Origin of the sequence: Paenibacillus sp. FSL H8-0457 (assembly GCF_038051935.1) — a bacterium.
Taxonomy (GTDB): domain Bacteria; phylum Bacillota; class Bacilli; order Paenibacillales; family Paenibacillaceae; genus Paenibacillus_AQ; species Paenibacillus_AQ lautus_A.
Window position 1 is genome coordinate 4,285,549 of the sequence record NZ_CP150293.1, and the last position, 17,667, is coordinate 4,303,215.

Consider the following 17,667-nt stretch of genomic DNA (forward strand, 5'->3'; position numbering starts at 1 on the left):
AGAGTAGTTTAGCTTTAGCAAGATACTCCTCTGCTTGGACAAGCAGAGGAGTCATTCTTCAACACTATACTAAAACATGCCCCGCCTATTCGAAAGCGTTTTCTTTTTCGTTGTATCGTTTTGTGGCTTCCTCAATAATCTCTTTACCGCCCTTCGACAGATACTCCTCGAGCACCTTGCCGTAGTTATCGATCGGCTCCCTTCCGTATACCATGCGGAGCACGTGCTCCAGAATCAGCGGAGGCAGTTCATCCGATTTCGGATTCAGCTCCGGATATTTCACCATCGCCTCCAGTCTCGGGTCGAATTCTATTCCGCGGCGGCCCTCAGTCGATAACATGTTATCAAAAGCATCAATCAGCTCTTTGCCGGAATCGGACAATTCGGACACGCGTTTGTTGTACGTTGTGTCCTGCACCAGCCACAGCCAGTAGTTCAAATAACGCATCTTATCCGCGCCTGCCGCGTCCGTCGGCACCTCGAAGACCGGCTTTCCGTCGGTCACCTGATAATCCTCGCCCTCGATGCCGAAGCTGAAGAACAATTCCGCGTCCTCACTGACCATCCAGTTGAAGAACTTCACGATATCCTCCGCTTTGTCCTTCGCCTTCGCGTTGATGAAGAAGGAACGCGTGACCGGATTATAATGGGCATATCCCCCTTTACCGTCAGGTCCTACAGGCGAAGGAATCAGCGCCACTTTCGCGTCCGGCACATTCTCCTTCAGCTGGGTTCCCCAGATCGGAAGCTCGTTGGCATTCATAGACCACATGCCGGCTTTGCCGCTCGTGACGATGGATTTGAAATCCGCGCTTTCAATGGTCGCGAATTCCTTGCTGATCAATCCTTCCTCATGCATCGTCTTATAGATCTGAATCGCCTGCTTCATATTTTCTTCATCAAAAAAGGTTGGTTTTACTTGCCCGTCCGGGAACACCTTGAATTGGTTCAGGTAACCCAGCACGTCATAGGCTCCGAAGAAGGTATCGGCATATTTGAAATTCTGACGTCCCGCATAAGGCTGCTCCACCCCGGCTTCCTTGAACGCGCGCAGAACATCCATCGTCTCTTCCACCGTCGTCGGGATCTCCTTGCCTACCTTTTCCAGCAGGTCGGTCCGAATCCATGTGGCCCGTCTGGACGGATTGGACAGGATTTCGGGAATCCCATAGATATTGCCCGTCTTGGAATCCGTCATCCGCTTCCAGGCTTCCTCGGGGATAAACTTAAGCAGGTCCTGCCCATGCTCCTGCAGCAGGTCGTTGAGCGGAAGAAAGACTCCGTTCTCCACGGCACCCGCCAGCTCGGGACCGCTGATTCCGCCAGTTCCCTGCACCACATCCGGTATGTCGTTCGTTGCGAACATCTGCACCATTTTATCCTGATATTCGTTATGCGGAATGAGACGGATATCGAGGTCCGTATTCGTCATTTTCTCTAGCTCCAGCACGTACTTATCCTGGTTGATATCCGGATTCTTCTCAACGTAGGAAACGTTAAGCGTCCGCATCGAAATGGAAAATTTCGTGGCTCCCGCTTCATTCCCGCCTTGGCCGTCGCCCCCGGCGTTGGCTCCTCCGCCTCCGCCATTATTGCCCGCACAGCCGACGAGCATGGCCAGTACAAGACCTGACGTAAGCGCACGTGTCCAGCTTTTTCTCATGAATACCCCTCTTTTCAAGCTAATATAGTCGCTTATAATAGCGCTTTCAAACTTATTATCAGTATAGAGAGCCGTCTGGGCGGGAACAAGGAATGTCTTTGGCTCGGTTTGTCGTTTTTTTAGGGCTATTCTTTGATCGACCCGATCATCATCCCGTGAATGAAGAAGCGCTGCAGAAACGGATACAAGAGAATGATGGGCAGCGTGGCTACCAGAATAACCGCCATCTGAATGCCCTGCACGGACTGGGAGCTTGCTTCGAACGCCATGTTGCCCGTATCGGTCAGGCCCTCGTTCACCAGAAGTTCCCTCAATTTTACCTGGAGCGGATACTTGCTGCGGTCATTGATATAGTAAAGGGCATCCATATATTTGTTCCAATTCGTTACGGAATAGAATATCCCTACCGTCGCCAGCGCCGGCTTGGATAACGGAAGCACGATGCTCCACAGGGTACGGACCTCGCTGCATCCGTCGATTCGGGACGAATCGATCAGTTCGCCCGGAATTTGGGTGAAAAACGTGCGAAGCACAAACAGGTTGAATGCGCTGATCGCCGATGGCAGCATCAAGGACCACAGCGTGTTGACGAGATTCAGCTCGCGCATCAGAATGAATTGCGGGATGAGTGGTGCCGTAAAAATCATGGTCAACAGGATGATTATCATGATGGTTTTTCTGCCGACGTATTCGGGCCTGGAGAGCGGGTACGCCAGCGAAGCGGTTGCTGCCAGATTGATGAAGGTTCCGAATATCGTAATATAGACGCTGATCCCGAATGCCCTCCAGATGGAAACATCGTTGAATACATGCTTATAGTATGCAAAGGTGAATTCCACCGGCCAGAACATCACTTCTCCGCGATCGATAGCGCCCGGGCTGCTGAACGACTGGGCAATGACATTTAGGAATGGGAGCAGCATGGTGAGTGCAAGAAAGGTAAGGATGATATAGTTCAATACAAGAAACATTTTTCTGCCTGCACTGTCATATTTCACGTTGGTGGTCACTCCCCTCTAATACAGCGACTCGCCGGTCGCTTTCTTGCTGATGGTGTTTGCAATGGCGATCAGGAACAAGCCGACAACGGACTTGAACACCCCGATGGCGGTGGCATAACTGTACTGAAGCTGCTGCAAGCCGGCTTTGTAAATATATGTGTCCAAAATTTCGCTGGACTGGATGTTAAGCGGGTTCTGAAACACGAACACGCGTTCAAACCCGTAATCCATGAAATCCCCGATCTTGAGCAGGAACAGGATCGTTATCACGGGAAGCAGCGCTGGCAGGGTAATGCTTAGGGTTTGGCGCCATCTCCCCGCTCCGTCGATTTCGGAGGCTTCGTAGAGATCCGGATTGATGCCTGCGAGCGCCGCCAGATAGATGATGGTTCCCCAGCCGACATCTCTCCATAATCCGGAGCCCACCAATACCGTTCGAATGTAGGAATCTTCGCCTAGGAAATAGATCGGTTCGATGCCGAACCACCCGAGCACCACGTTCACGATCCCCGATGATGGAGACAGGATGCCCACAAAGATACCGCTTACAATAACCCATGACAGAAAATGCGGCGCATAGAATATCGTCTGGACAATTTTCTTGTAAACGACCTGGCGAACCTCATTCAGCAATAAAGCCAGGACGATGGGGGCCGTAAAAGCAAACAGAATGTCATACGTACCCAGCAGAAGCGTATTGCGCAGAATTTTCAGAAAATCATAGTGCTGGAACATTCGCCCAAAGTGCTCAAGGCCCACCCAGGGACTTCCCGTTACGCCCGCAAACAAATTGTAGTTCTGGAATGCGATCACGGAGCCCATTAACGGAACATATTTGAACAATGCGAAGAACAGCAGTCCCGGCAGCGATATGAAGTACAGCGCCCTATATTTCCACATGAATCCGAGCAGCTTTCTCCGTTTATCAAGCTTTCCCTCCAGAATCGGGCTTACCGCTGCTTTGTTTGGCTCGGCCATCTGTCATCACCTCTTGTTTCTCAAATGGGCCGGTGCGTTGTCATCTATCGGAATTTCGTCAAACCGGATGCTGATAAATTCAGGCTCCCGGTCAATGATCCGCGACAGCTCCTTTGTAAAAACGTCAACGATTTCGTTCTTCTGCTCATCCGTGCGTCCTTCGTACATTTTAATCGTAATTTGCGGCATCGGCTGATCGCCTCCTTAGGAAATGGATGTGATGAATATCCTTATCCTATAGGTTTTCATGACCGGGCAGCAATGGAGGAAGATCGGTTCCTTTGTGTTTTTTTTAGGTGGATCGGCGGCTTGTGTTTTTTTAAGTTCGGCTTGTGATTTCAACAGTTTTTAAACGGCTGGTCTAGAAATTCGAAGCGTTCTGTGGAACAATGGTTCAAAGCAGATGCCAAGCAGATGCAAACACGGGCCGCTCGATGCCATCAGTTATGGGAGGTTAGCGATGAACGGACAAGTGAAGGAAGAGGTAACGACCTATGCGTCGTTATGGGGAAAACTCGAAAAGAAAGTAACGCGTATGACGGGTCAGCTCCAAGGCAAAGTTCCCCATGCCACAAAGAACGGGATCTATGATTCCACCCGGATCGATTGGTGGACCTCCGGTTTTTGGCCGGGGATGCTATGGATGATGTATGATATGACCAAGCAGCCGCAGTATAAGGAATGGGCTTGGGAATGGGATATTCGGCTTGAAGAGGCGCTGATCGGAGACAGTAACTTTCATCACGATGTAGGTTTTCAATTTCTGCCGACGGCCGTCATCAAATATAAACTGACCGGCGATCCGGATGCCAGGCGGAGAGGATTGTTGGCGGCTACCCTGCTCGCAGGAAGGTATAACCCCGTCGGCAGATTCATTCGCGCTTGGAATCAGGTGAAGCCTACCTCGTGGAACCACGGAAACGAAGGCTGGTCCATCATCGATTCCACCATGAATCTCTCCCTCTTGTTCTGGGCTTCCGAGGAGAGCGGCGATCCGAGATTCGCTCATATCGCCAGAGAGCAAGCCAATACGGTTGCTGAACATTTCATTAGACCCGACGGCTCGGTTCGGCACATCTGCCGGTTTGACCCGTTGACGGGCGAATATATGGAATCGCTTGGAGGGCAAGGCTTTGGACCGGAATCGGCCTGGAGCCGGGGAGCAGCCTGGGCTTTGCACGGGATGGCGAACACCTATCGGTATACCGGCGATATTCGGTATCTCGACGCTGCCAAGCGAGTCGCTCATTTCTTTGTGGCTTCCCTTGAGGAAGATTCCATTCCGCTTTGGGATTTTCGGGCGGAGCGCAAGGATTTGGAATCCCCCGATCATGACGGGACGGAAACATCCCCAATGGCACCGGTGCCAAGGGATACATCCGCGGCATCCTGCGCCGCATCCGGGCTGCTTGAAATCGCGGACCTCGTCCCGCAAGCCGAAAGCGCTCTGTACCGCAGTAGTGCCTTGCGTATCATCGACTCTTTGACGAACCGTTACGCCGAATGGGATGACCCGGATTATGAAGGCATACTGAAAGAAGCCACAGGGCATCTGCCTGCCGGACAAAATATAAACGTCTCGCTCATCTATGGCGATTATTATTATGTTGAGAGCGCAGCCAAGCTAATGGGATGGAAAAACCGGATCTTCTGATCCGGTTTTTTGTCGTGTTTATTCATTCTTTTTCGGAATCCGAATATAGAAGCAGCTGCCGCCAACATGCTCATCTCCGCTTTCGGCCCACACGTGGCCGCCATGAGCGGAAACCAGCTGCTTGACGATGGCCAGCCCCATTCCGCTTCCGCCGCTTAACCGATTCCTCGACTTATCGCCCCGATACAGCCTTTCGAATATATACGGCAGATCGGTTTGGGAGATGCCCTGTCCCGAATCCCGAATTCGAATCAGGGCATCGGCCCCTTCGTCCACGAGATCGGCTTGCACCGAACCGCCGGACGGGGTGTAGTGCAAGGCATTGCTTAACACATTGATCAGAATCTGGTGCATCCGGTCTGGATCCACCTCGACTGCGATCGACGAACTGCCGGCATATTGCAAACTCACTTCTTTTTCATGATACATCGCCTTCGCCAACATGACGGCTCTCTCCATAATATGGCTCAGATCCTGCTCGGACCGGGACAGCTGAAACTCCGGGGATTCCATATCGTGCAGCTCCTCCAGCTCCGTGACGAGCTGAATCAAACGGTCGATTTCATCCAAGCAGGTGCGGAAACGGTCTGCAGTCGGCTCCCATACCCCGTCCTCGAGTGCACGGGTGTGACTCTTTAAGGTGGTTAGCGGCGTTCGGAGTTCATGCGCGATATCTTGCGTCATGTTCCTGCGAAGCAACTCCTGTTTCTGCAGCTGCACTGCAAGCTCATTCAGCGAAGCACCAAGCCCCGCAATTTCATCGTACCCTCCGGCTGCCACGCGGATATCCCAATTTCCCTGCGTCATCATTTCTGCCGCCCGCTTCATCTGGACGAGGGGGGCCGATATCCTTCTTGCTACATAGATTCCTATTATGGAGGCTATGGCAATCGATAACAGGCAGGTTAAGATAATCGATTGCATCTGCGCCTGCTCCAAATGGTAGTTCAGCTCATCCATTCCGCTGTGCCCGCTGGACTGCTGCTGGTACATCGCGATATGGTAATGGTTCGTCACGATGTTGATCAAGGTAAACACGATCAGGATCCCTGCCGTGATGCTGATAATGATGGCGGCGAGTCTCAGGTCAAGCCGATGCTTCAAGCCCCGTCACCTCCGAAGCGATAGCCGAATCCGTAAACGGTGAGGATATATTTCGGCTGCTTTGGGTCGGATTCAATCTTTTGACGCAGATTCTTTATATGCTGATCGATGATGCGGATGTCGCCGATGAAATCGTAGCCTAATACCCGGTCGACCAGTTCCTCGCGAGAGAAGTTCCGCTGCGGGTATTTGGCCAACAGCAGCAGCAGTTTATATTCGCTCGGCGTCAAATTCACGATTTGTCCATGGCTGGTGACCTCATGCTTCATGGAATGGATGACCAATGCGCCTTCATCATACACAATGACGTCCGCGAGCAGCTTGCTGTCATCCCCCCGCCTCAAGACAGCCTTGACCCTTGCCACGACTTCCCGAGGGTCGAACGGCTTCACGATGTAATCATCGGCTCCGATCGCAAATCCGCCGATCCGGCTGCTCTGAGCCACCTTAGCCGTTAACATCACGATGGGGACCGAGCTAAACGTTCGAATTTCCTTGCATATCCGTTCACCGTCCATATCCGGCAGCATGAGGTCCAATAGGACAAGGTCCACGGCTTGTCCTCGCAGGCAATCGAATGCCTCGGCACCGTTCGCCGCTTCCAGCGTCAAGTAACGTTCTTTGTTCAAATAAGATACAAGAACTTCTCGAATATTCGGTTCATCATCCACGATTAATATGGTTTTCATTCCGGTATCTCCTTATAGAATCCTTCATCAGTACAAGTCAACTGTAACATAAGTCTCCATTGTAACTGAAACTTGTGAAGATTCCATGAGGATCAACAAGATGGTCCATGAAGCCCATGCGTTTCTTGGGCTTCATGGTAGCCTGTCGTTTCATCACGTGGCATTTATAAGAGACTTCAGATAAGAGACGCTTTGCGGCACCTGCTGTTCGTGCAAGCCATGAAGAATCAGCGGTCCGTTAAAACGATAAGCGCGCAGAAGTTGAATGTATGCTTCATAATCCAGTTCTCCGGTCCCGGCAGCCCTATACCGGAACCCATCTACGGTCGAATAATCCTTGGCATGAGCGATAATAACATGTTCACCGAGCAGTGACAGCGCTTGATCTACTACATCAGTCAAAGGCTTACCGTCGTTCGGATTGAACAAATTCGCTGCGTCCAGTACCACCTTTAACCGCGGAGAACGCATTGTATCCAGCAGCTGTTTGGCTTTGACGGCATCGCTGATCACATTGGCCTGCTCGGGTTCAATGGCCAACTCAAGCCCGTATTCCTCTGCTATATTCACCAGAACCTCCATGGTGCTCAGCAGATCATCCCATGCCTCCGGCGAATCGTTGTCCGGATGTCTTCTCCACATATCGATTGGATCCCTCGTTCCCGTGCACAGGGTGATGACGGACGTCCCCATGAAATGGCACATCGCTGCCAAATGGCGAAACCGGCGAATGTCATGCTGCCGTTTCTCCTGATCGGGGTGGATCATATTAAAGGTCCCGGATATGGCCGCCATATGAAGATGCCGATTCTCGCACGCAGCTTGAATATGTGCCGCGGTCCCCAGATCGACGGCCTCCGGCAGCGACGAAAGAGCGGCGGAGGAAAGATTGAACTGGATGACCTCCAATCCGGTTGCTATGACAGCGTCCAAGTTTTCTTCCAGTGTCGGCCTCTCAAACGTCTTGGAGAATATGCCCAATTTCATCACTCATACGCCTCCCGATACTTCAGCCAGCTTTACCGTCTTGCCGCTCTCAACGGATCTGGCAATCGCCGCCATCGCGCGCATGGCCGCTACTCCGTCATCCAGATTGGCTCCTCGCATGGGTGCCTGCTCCAGAATCGTATCCGCGAATCCTTCAACCTGCAGCTTGAAGAAATGCGCATCTTCGCCTAGCGGCCTGTGATAACAACCGTCGCGCGAGGAGAACACCTCGACGTCGCTTGACTTGAAGAGCCACGGATTGTAGGTCTTGCCAACAACGCTTCCGTGTTCACCGTAAATTTGAAAGCCTTCATGCCAGTCCATCCGGACGGCGACCGTAAGATCCAGATGCCCTACAGCGCCCGATGCAAACTGAACCGTGACGAACCAGTTATATGCGCCGAACTTCTGCGTATTCCAGGCCGTCACGCTCACCAGGTCCCCCCCTAAAAAGCGGGCCGTATCCACCAGATGGCTGCCATGCGTCAGCATGTAATAACGCAGCTTATCGAGCTTCGGATTACCTTCCGGCCTCAGGGCATTCGGACTAAGCCGCACCAGCGGCTGCACGTTTTCGGTGACCGTATACCGGTAGGTGGAATCGCAGTACCATGCTTTCAGGGCGAGCATCTCCCCCATCTCTTGATCAATAAACCGTTTGGCATAAGCGATGCCGGGATCAAAGCGTTTCATGTTTCCGATTTGGACAACACAACCGGAATCCCTTGCTCTCCGCTGCAATTCCTCACACTCTTCTACGGTGACGCCAAGCGGCTTCTCCACGAGAACATGTTTTCCTGCTTCGATGGCTTTAAGGGCGGCTTTCACGTGAAATTGATCCGCGATGCCAATGATGACAGCTTCCACCTCGGGATCTGCCAGCATCTTGTCATAATCCTTGTAGGTTCGTACCGGCTGATGGATTTCGGCCATGCGGTTCAGCAAATCCTCCGCTACGTCGCATATCGCATAAAGGCGTGCATTGCGCGCCCTCCGGCAAGCTTCGAAGTGTCCGTACTGCGATATGGGGCCGCAGCCCAGCACGGCTGCATTCAATGTCGTTCTATTCTCGGCCATGACAGCACCTCCTGTAGTTGATGATTTAGAAAAAACGCCGATCGACGTACTTTCTCAGAAACGGACCGCTGTTAGAGGAAGTTTTTCTGCGGCTCCGCTGAAAACTAATAAATTCTATAATCTATGGCAAAAGCCGCAGGATATACTCCTGCGGCTGCATTCCCTCTTATTTTTTTGCCATGTATTTGCGAATGTCAAATGCTACCGCTGCTACGATAATAAGGCCTTTGATGATCAATTGCCAATAGGGACTGACGCCGATAAAGGTTAACCCGTAATTGATAACGCCGAAGATCAGAACCCCGGCCATCACGCCGGGCACCGTGCCGATGCCGCCAGCCGTGGATACGCCTCCGACCACGCATGCCGCTATCGCATCCAGTTCATACATGTTGCCATAGTTGTTGGTCGCACCACCGGTTCTTGCAGCCTCCAGCACGCCGGCGATGCCGTACAGCGCACCGGAAATAGCGTAGATCGCGATGAGATTGCGAGCGACATTGATCCCCGATACATGCGCAGCTTGCACGTTGCCGCCAATGGCATACATGTTTTTGCCGAGCCGGGTCTTGTTGAAGATGACCCAGCAGACGAACGCAACAAAGATAGCGATGATGACGATGTAAGGGAGTGAGTAACCGCCGCCGAAGTCGATGTAGCCGCTGCCCCACACGGTAAAATCCGGTCGTAAGCCGCCGATCGGCTGGGACTGGTTCGGCTCCATATCAAAATAGATGGAATTGACGCCGTAGATCCCGACCATCGTACCGAGCGTCGCTATGAACGGCGGCACATGCAGCTTGGCAACAATGAAGCCATTGATTAGACCGACGATAAGCCCCGCTACGATACCGATCAGGATCGGCAATAGAACCGATACCTGGGGCAAATCCGGGAAAAAGCGGTTCGCATAAACCTCCGTTTGCAGCATCGAAGCCGATACGACCGCGGTTAAGCCTACGACGCGACCTGCGGAAAGGTCTACCCCGCCGGTGATCAGAATGAATGCCGCTCCCAGCGCGATGATCAATCTGGTCGAGGATTGCTGCAGAATATCCCGCAATGTGGAAAAGGCCAGAAAGTTGGGATCCGCGACGGCAATCCCGATGACGAGCAGTATCAATACTACGAATATGGCGCGCTGCGCCAAATAATCTTTAACCTTAACGATGGCTTGCGAATTCATCGACTTCCCCTCCCGGATCGGCCGACCGCTGCTGTGCGGCCAGCCGCATGATTTCCTCTTCGCTTGCTTCCTGCCCTTCCAGAATTCCCGTCATCCGCCCTTCGCTCATCACCATGATCCGGTCGGACATTCCGAGCAGCTCGGGCATTTCGGAGGAAATCATAATGATGCTCTTCCCTTGCGTCGCCAGCTGCGTAATGATGGAATAAATCTCGAACTTGGCGCCCACATCGATCCCGCGGGTCGGCTCATCCAGCAGCAGGATCTCGGGCTCCGTTAGCAGCCATCTCGCCAGCAGCACCTTCTGCTGGTTCCCGCCCGACAGATTTCGAATCTGGGTATTGACCGATGGCGTCTTGGTTCTCAGCTTCTCCACGTTCGTTCGCGCATCCTCGATGCCTCTGCGTTCATTCAGCAGGAACGCCCAATTCTGATACCTTCGAAGATTGGCAATGACCGTATTCTCGTAGACCGAGAGTACCGGGAATATGCCGGTGACTCTACGCTCCTCCGTCAGCAGTGCCATGTTGTTTTTCTTCGCATCGGAAGGCGACTTGATCTTCACTGGTTTCCCGTTAATCGATATGGTTCCGGAGGCCACCGGACGAAGCCCGAAGAGAGCCTCAACCAATTCCGTGCGCTGAGCGCCGACAAGGCCGCCAATGCCCAGAATCTCGCCCTTTCTCAGCTCGAAGGATACATTCTGAAACGACTTCGGATTAGTGGAGCTTAATTGGCGGACCTGCATCCGGGTTTCGCCCGGAATGTTCGTCCGTTCAGGATAGCGCTCCGTCAAATCCCGCCCCACCATGCGGGTAATGATCAAATCGGTCGTCAATTCTCCTGCTTGCCAGGTTCCCACGTACTTCCCGTCCCGCATGATCGTGACATCATCGGATATGCGCAGAATTTCTTCCATTTTGTGCGAGATGTAGACGATGGACACGCCCTGCGACCGCAGCCTGTTCATGATGCTGAACAGATGCTCCACCTCGTTCCCGGTCAGAGATGAGGTCGGTTCGTCCATTACGATCACTTTGGAGTGATAGGACACCGCTTTGACAATCTCAAGCGATTGGATCTTGGACACCGAAAGCGCTCCTGTTCTTGCTCTGGGGTCAATATCGATATCAAGCTCGCGGAACAGCCGGAGCGTGTCCGCTGCCATCTGTTTCTCGTTCACGAATTTCAAGGGCCAGAAGCCCGTCATCGGAAATCTCCCCAGCCATATATTCTCCATCACATTGCGGTGCGGCACGGGATGAAGCTCCTGATGAATCATGGATATTCCGTGATTTAATGCATCCTTGGAGCTGTTGATGGCGACTTTGTCGCCGTTTAAGTAAATGTCGCCTTCATCAGGCTTGTAGATGCCGAACAAACATTTCATCAGCGTTGATTTGCCGGCTCCGTTCTCGCCCATGAGCGCATGCACGGTTCCGGGTCTTACCTTGAACGTTACGTCGCTTAATGCCTGAACGCCTGGAAACGCCTTCGATATATTCCGCATCTCCAGCACATACGATTCCGCCACTTTGAATACCTCCTTCGCTTTTCCGGGCCAAAAGAGTCCAATATAAAGGGACAACGCTACGATGAGCCGCTGCCCCTTCTTATAACCCTGCCATTATTTCGCGTCGGCGATATTGTCCTTCGTTATTTTTTTGTAGGCGATCCACACGTATTTACCGTCGGTTATATCAAAGCCGGTATTCTCCTTGTTCGGCGTTTCCCCTTTGGAAAGCGCGGCCGCAATGGCAACGGAAGCTTTGCCCTGGCTCTTGGCGTCGTTAAGCACGGTTCCGAGAAGGGTTCCGTCTTCCAGCGCCTGGACGGCGGGAGCCGTCGCATCGACGCCCACGACCGGCATGTACTTGTCGCCGCTGAAGTAACCTGCCGCTTTCAATGCCTCAATCGCTCCAAGCGCCATATCGTCATTGTTGGCCAGCACCGCTTCAATCTTGTCGCCATGGGACGCGAGGAAGGTTTGCATCTTCTCCTGTCCTTTCACGCGGTCCCACATGGCGGTATCCACCGCAAGCGCTTCCACTTCAATGCCGGCGTCTTGAATCGCCTGAACGGAGAATTTGGTCCGCAGCTCGGCATCCTGATGGCCCGGCTCCCCCTGCAGCAGCACATACTGCAGTTTGCCGTCCCCGTTCTTGTCTGCCTTCGGATTCGCTTTCCAATAATCGACGATCAGCTGTCCGGAGATCGTGCCGGATTCCTCCGCCTTCGCCCCTACGTAATAAACCTTATCCCATTTGTTCATGTCTTCCGCGATCGGCTCCCGATTCAGGAAAACCACCGGCGTATTGGCGGTTTTCGCCTTGTCGATAATGACGCCCGCTGCCGTGCGATCCACGGGGTTGATAATCATGGAGCTGTATTTTTTCGAGATAAACAGATCAATTTTCTCATTCTGGGTCGGCTGCGCATTTTGACTATCCACGATATCCAGTTTGGCTACGCCATTCGCTGCATCGGACATCGCATTCCGAACGCCTGTCATAAAGGTATCGTCGAACTTGTAAATCGCCACCCCGACTTGAGGCGTGCTGCCGCCTGCCGCGTCGCCGCCCGTGCTATCGCTGCCGGTTGAACTGCTCCCGCCGTTGTTGCATGCCGCCGTGGTGAGCATCATGCCTGCCATAAGGACAAACAGCCATTTTTTCTTCACTTGGGTTGACCTCCCTGATTCATTCGATATTTCAGTGCTGGCTGCGGCACTCCGAAGCCGTATCTCACTGACTACCGCCATTATGCCGGAATGACCCTGATATTCGAATTCAAAATCCTCCTGATTTCTAGCAAAATTCTCATCACTTTATCGGTTTGCTTATGTGACTTCCTTACTTCACAAATGGAAACAGCACCTTCTGATTATCCATCCAGAACATATTGTCGGCATCAATCACCTTGGTCTCAAGCACGATCGGCTTATCATATCTCGAACCGTCCATGACCTTCACAGCCTGCTCTACGCCCAAGTAGCCCGTGCTGAAGCCGTTCTGTACCACGAGTTTATGAAGGACGCCATCCTGAAGAAGCTGAAGCTGTCCCAGATCGCTGCCGAAGGTGACAATCTTGATCTCACCTTGAACCTTCCGCCTTGCGACTTCTTTAGCCGCTCCCAAGGAAGCCTGGATATCGAGTGCCAGAATTCCGTCGACGGCGCCCTGATCCAGCAGCTGTTTGGCGGCCTGCCAGCATGCATCCTCGCGTTTGCCGCAAGCCGCGCCGCCCGCTATTTCAATTCCGCCGATATCTGACCATACCCGTTTGGCTCCCTCTTCGCGGGCGATCAAGTCGGGGTCCTCCATGTCGGAACGCAGGATGGCTACTGTACCCCGACCTTCAAGCAAGTCGGCCAGCTGCTCGCCCGCCTTGCGTCCGGCAGCTTCATTATTGATCACGATCGCGGATAAGATGCCTGTGGTCATTCGTTCATCATTCAATGCAATCACGGGGGTACCCGCTGCCGCTGCCTTATCGCCTAATTCCTGCAGCACTGCCTCCGATGCCGGGTCGATCAAGATCGCGGAGGCGCCCTTCTCCAACATCTTCAAAGCGGCCTGCAGCTGCTCCGCCTCATCGTCGCTAGGCTCCAGGGAAACATAATCGAGCGCCAATCCGTTTTCCTTGGCGGCCGCTTCGGCGCCTAAACGGATCGCATCTCCCTGCTCTTCGGCGTGTACGGGAGCCACAAGGGCAATATGTCGAAGCTCGGGCTCCTCATCCGGGTCCGTATCGGATGAGCACGATGTTAAGAGGATCAGGACAGCGACGAGTGCAGCGAAAAAGCCCCTAGGTCCAATCGGTAACCGCAGCGGCCGAAAAGTTCTAATCATGCTCGCGTCCCTCCTCGTCCATATCGTGAATGACCGGAATCCGTATGCGAACGGTAGTGCCCGCCTCCTGCTCGCTCTCGAATTCCAGCCCGTACCGTTTGCCGTAATACAGACGAATTCGGTCATGAACATTTCGAACGGCTACGCCGGAACCGGCCGTATTGATAAATTGAACAGGGTTATGAGGCGTCTCTTTAGCGTCCAAGATCCCTTCAACCATCTCGGGTGTCATCCCTACCCCGTTATCCGTAACCGTCATTTCCAACAATTCGCCTTTTACGGCTGCCCCTATGCGAATATGCCCCTGATCCACCATATACTCGATGCCGTGCACGATGGCATTCTCGATTAAGGGCTGAAGCACCAGCTTGAGGGTGTAACAGGATAGCGCGGCTTCGTCCGCTTCGATCGCAAAATCGAATTTCTGTTTATATCTCATCTGTTGTATGGTCAAATAATGCCGTGCGTGCTCCAGCTCTTCCCGGACGCTTATCGATGTCTTCCCTTTGCTCAAGCTCAAGCGAAACAGCTTCGACAAGGAAGTAATCATCGTAATGACCTCCTCCTTCTTGCTCATTCCTACCATGCGAACAACCGAATTCAGGGTGTTGTACAAAAAATGAGGGTTGATCTGGGCCTGCAAGGCTTCCAGCTCATATTTACGCTTCGATTCCTGCTCCTTCACAATCTGTTTCATGAGCTGCCGGATCTTATTCAGCATCAGGTTGAAACGGCTGGACAGCTGCACTACTTCAAGCGGCCCCTGCAACGGGAGCTCCACGTCGAAATCGCCCTGTTCCACGGCTTTCATCGTTCTGCCCATGCGGCGGATGGGCCGGGTGAGCATGGCCGAAAGAATCAGGGATACCGCGATGGCCAGCACCAAGACAATGGCAACCACCCGGACCAAATAACGGTTGACCTCTTCCCTTGTGGTCATGATCTCATCCAAATAGGATACGCCCACGATTTTCCAGCCTATGTTGACGACCGATTTGACCGTATTGAGCCGCTTGACCCCATCCGATTCATCAATGTAGCTCTCCGAGGAGGTCAGCGCCCGCTCAACGCTCTCATTCCGAAGCCCCATGTAGATTAATTGCTGCTGTGGATGGTACACGATATTTCCCGCTCCTTCGTCGATGATGTACGCATACCCGCGCTTCCCCAGACTGATGCGGCTGCTCAACTCGTCGATCTTCTTGAAGTTGATATCCACCAGCAGAATGACGTACATCGGCTCCCCGTCATGAACGACCGTAATGCCTTTGCTCATCGTGACGACCCATTCAAACGTTTGGTCGTATAAATTCTGAACATGGGGCAGCGAGAAGCTCAGATGGTCGGAGACTCTCATGGCCGAGTGAAACCAGCTCTGTTCCGTCACCTTGGCGCTGGGCTTGACCGGAATAGCCGGGTGGTTCCGCAGCATGTCGCCCTGATCATTAAACAAAGCGATAGAGACGATGTCATCACGGCTTCGCATGATCGTATCGAGTTGTTTTGTCACCTGTTCATCGTCCCACTGCCCGTCTGCCAGCATATTTTCCTCGATCGCCCGATACAGCTGCGCCATCCCGTCCACGTAATCCTCGAGATTATAGCTAACCTGGTCCACGATTTGCTGGGCATTCAGGAATACGCTTTGCTCTGCCGATCGTGAGAATTTATTGAAGAGCAGTACGGCTACCACAATCACAATGAGCAGAATGAACGCCGAGAAGGACCACATGATGATGGATTGAATGCTGTGCGCCCGGAATCGCTTAACCCATCGTTGAACAAAAGGTAGGACCGAGTATCGCTTCGTATACGTGATTTTCACCGATGCCCTACCCCCTCGCTTGTGCCCGATATTCCTTAGGCGAAACGCCGACCTGCTTCTTGAAGCTGAAGCTGAAATAATTCGGATCGGCAAACCCGACGCGCTCCGCAATTTCGAAAGCCTTCAGGTCGGTGGATCGTAAAAGCTCTTTGGCCGTTTCCATCCGCAGCTGCATTAAGTACTGCACATAGGTCATTTTGAGCTCTTTTTTGAAAACGCCGCTAAAATAGCCTGTGCTGATATGCAGGTGCATGCACAGCTTCTGCAGCGATATATCCGGGTCGCCGTAATGCTCCCGCGTGTATTGGAGCGCTTTCTCCACGATGTCTTTATAGGCATGCTGCCTGGAGCTGGAGATTTGCTTGCGGATGGCCAAACTGACATCCTGAAGCCAAGCTTTAGCCTCCTGTAGCCCGGAAAACTTGAAAATCTCGGCATGCAGCTGATACCCCGCTCCAAACATCTCCTCAAGCTCGATCCCGGATTCCTTAGCCGTTCGAAGTATGGCCGTTACGACTTCCAGGAGATAGATCTGAACCTCTTGAATCGTGCAGGATGCTCCGATCAGCTCATCGAATATGTGCGTAATCGCTTCACTTAATTCCTCCGCGGTTCCGAGCTTAAGATTGCGGATCAGCGCTTGCTCCTGCAATTCGTCCAGACGGACCCCATCTTGCCTCGGACTCTCCACGTCATCAATGAAGATGACTTTCTCGGCGCCGAGAATCAGCCGGTAGTCCAGCGCCAGCAGCGCATCCTGGTAGGAGTGCTTAAGATCGGACAGGGTCCGGACCCTGGAGCCCACGCCGATCGTAACCGGCAACTTCAGATAGTGAAGAATGCTTTTGAGCAAACGGTCCAGTGCCACCTGCAGGTCGCCAAACCACGACTCGTCCTCGCAGCCGTCATTCGTAATCAAAAACACGATGTTATCCTGGTGTATGAATGCGCTTCCAAATGAAAGGGGATCCATCAGCTCTTTCGCAATGTTCAGCATGGCGTGCAGCATCAAGTCCATATCGCCGGAATGCCGCAGGGAGCTTGATGGAGCACTCTCCTTATGCTCAGCCGCCGGATATAAAGCCAGCACCGCGGCGAGATAACAGGCGCCGTTCAGCGGAAGGCCGTAATTCCGAGTTTTCTCCTCTATGATAGAGAGGGGCAGTTTCCGGGTTAAGAGCGAAGCCAGGAACGATTCCCGAAGCAAAGGCAGGCTTGTCCGGTAATGCTCCTTCAATTGGCGCACGTCCTCACGCTCCGCCACCTCCATATCGATTTTGTCCTTGATCTTGCCTAATAACTCCATGAAGCTTTCGGCAGAGAACGGCTTGAGCAAATACTCATCCACGCTGAGCGTAATCGCTTGGCGGGCGTAATCAAATTCGTCATAGCCGGTCAAAATCACGATTTTGCACAGCGGCTGATGCTCCCTTAGCCATGAGGCCAGCTGCAGTCCATCCTGAAAGGGCATACTGATATCAGTAATAACGACATCCGGCTCCAACCGCTCCGCAGCCTCCACGGCCTCTCTTCCGTTCTCCGCCGTCCCCTTGATCTCGAATCCGCAGGCTTCCCATTGGATTTCCTGAACGAGGCCTTCTCTCACATCGGCTTCATCATCCACTAACAGCACTTTATACAATGCGACCCCT

The 17,667-nt window shown here is 52.8% G+C and carries 15 protein-coding genes; 1 reads left to right on the top strand and 14 read right to left on the bottom strand.

Going from position 1 to position 17,667, the window contains the following annotated elements:
- Nucleotides 1-85: 85 nt before the first annotated feature.
- From MHI43_RS18780 to MHI43_RS18795, 4 genes are all read right to left on the bottom strand, one after another.
- Nucleotides 86-1,663 carry an extracellular solute-binding protein gene (locus MHI43_RS18780; protein ID WP_036660890.1) on the bottom strand — a complete coding sequence of 526 codons (1,578 nt, stop codon included), beginning with the start codon at nt 1,661-1,663 and terminating at the stop codon, nt 86-88.
- Between the two features lie 125 nt (nt 1,664-1,788).
- Complete coding sequence (locus MHI43_RS18785) at nt 1,789-2,661, bottom strand: carbohydrate ABC transporter permease (RefSeq protein ID WP_036660892.1); 873 nt, start codon at nt 2,659-2,661, stop codon at nt 1,789-1,791.
- A gap of 18 nt (nt 2,662-2,679) precedes the next feature.
- A complete protein-coding gene (locus MHI43_RS18790; protein WP_015735902.1) occupies nt 2,680-3,642 on the bottom strand; it encodes an ABC transporter permease subunit in 963 nt (320 codons plus the stop codon).
- A 6-nt stretch (nt 3,643-3,648) separates the two neighbouring features.
- Nucleotides 3,649-3,831, bottom strand: coding sequence for a tautomerase family protein (locus MHI43_RS18795; protein ID WP_009590941.1), 183 nt, complete (start codon nt 3,829-3,831; stop codon nt 3,649-3,651).
- Between the two features lie 271 nt (nt 3,832-4,102).
- Between MHI43_RS18795 and MHI43_RS18800 the strand changes: the two genes are divergently transcribed.
- A complete protein-coding gene (locus tag MHI43_RS18800; RefSeq protein WP_036660895.1) occupies nt 4,103-5,296 on the top strand; it encodes a glycoside hydrolase family 88 protein in 1,194 nt (397 codons plus the stop codon).
- Nucleotides 5,297-5,314: 18 nt separating this feature from the next.
- On the opposite strand, the gene MHI43_RS18805 is transcribed toward MHI43_RS18800, so the two are convergent.
- From MHI43_RS18805 to MHI43_RS18850, 10 genes are all read right to left on the bottom strand, one after another.
- Nucleotides 5,315-6,400 (bottom strand): ATP-binding protein, encoded by a 1,086-nt coding sequence (locus tag MHI43_RS18805; RefSeq protein WP_036660896.1) that lies wholly within the window; start codon nt 6,398-6,400, stop codon nt 5,315-5,317.
- Nucleotides 6,397-7,089 carry a response regulator transcription factor gene (locus MHI43_RS18810; RefSeq protein WP_036660898.1) on the bottom strand — a complete coding sequence of 231 codons (693 nt, stop codon included), beginning with the start codon at nt 7,087-7,089 and terminating at the stop codon, nt 6,397-6,399. Before MHI43_RS18810 ends, MHI43_RS18805 begins: the two co-directional genes overlap by 4 nt.
- 153 nt (nt 7,090-7,242) lie before the next feature.
- Nucleotides 7,243-8,076 carry a sugar phosphate isomerase/epimerase gene (locus MHI43_RS18815; RefSeq protein WP_036661046.1) on the bottom strand — a complete coding sequence of 278 codons (834 nt, stop codon included), beginning with the start codon at nt 8,074-8,076 and terminating at the stop codon, nt 7,243-7,245.
- A 3-nt stretch (nt 8,077-8,079) separates the two neighbouring features.
- Entirely contained in the window at nt 8,080-9,153 is a 1,074-nt protein-coding gene (locus tag MHI43_RS18820) for a Gfo/Idh/MocA family oxidoreductase (RefSeq protein ID WP_015735908.1), read from the bottom strand.
- A 166-nt stretch (nt 9,154-9,319) separates the two neighbouring features.
- Complete coding sequence (gene mglC / locus MHI43_RS18825) at nt 9,320-10,339, bottom strand: galactose/methyl galactoside ABC transporter permease MglC (protein WP_015735909.1); 1,020 nt, start codon at nt 10,337-10,339, stop codon at nt 9,320-9,322.
- Nucleotides 10,317-11,873, bottom strand: a complete 1,557-nt coding sequence (locus tag MHI43_RS18830) for a sugar ABC transporter ATP-binding protein (RefSeq protein WP_081746271.1) — start codon at nt 11,871-11,873, stop codon at nt 10,317-10,319. Before MHI43_RS18830 ends, mglC begins: the two co-directional genes overlap by 23 nt.
- Before the next feature lie 93 nt (nt 11,874-11,966).
- Nucleotides 11,967-13,019, bottom strand: a complete 1,053-nt coding sequence (locus MHI43_RS18835) for a galactose ABC transporter substrate-binding protein (RefSeq protein WP_009596029.1) — start codon at nt 13,017-13,019, stop codon at nt 11,967-11,969.
- Nucleotides 13,020-13,191: 172 nt separating this feature from the next.
- Entirely contained in the window at nt 13,192-14,190 is a 999-nt protein-coding gene (locus MHI43_RS18840; protein ID WP_036660902.1) for a substrate-binding domain-containing protein, read from the bottom strand.
- Nucleotides 14,183-16,015 carry a sensor histidine kinase gene (locus MHI43_RS18845; RefSeq protein ID WP_036660903.1) on the bottom strand — a complete coding sequence of 611 codons (1,833 nt, stop codon included), beginning with the start codon at nt 16,013-16,015 and terminating at the stop codon, nt 14,183-14,185. Before MHI43_RS18845 ends, MHI43_RS18840 begins: the two co-directional genes overlap by 8 nt.
- Nucleotides 16,016-16,022: 7 nt before the next feature.
- The gene (locus MHI43_RS18850; protein WP_036660904.1) at nt 16,023-17,657 is read right to left on the bottom strand and encodes a response regulator; all 1,635 of its coding nucleotides are present in this window, start codon (nt 17,655-17,657) and stop codon (nt 16,023-16,025) included.
- Nucleotides 17,658-17,667: the final 10 nt, after the last annotated feature.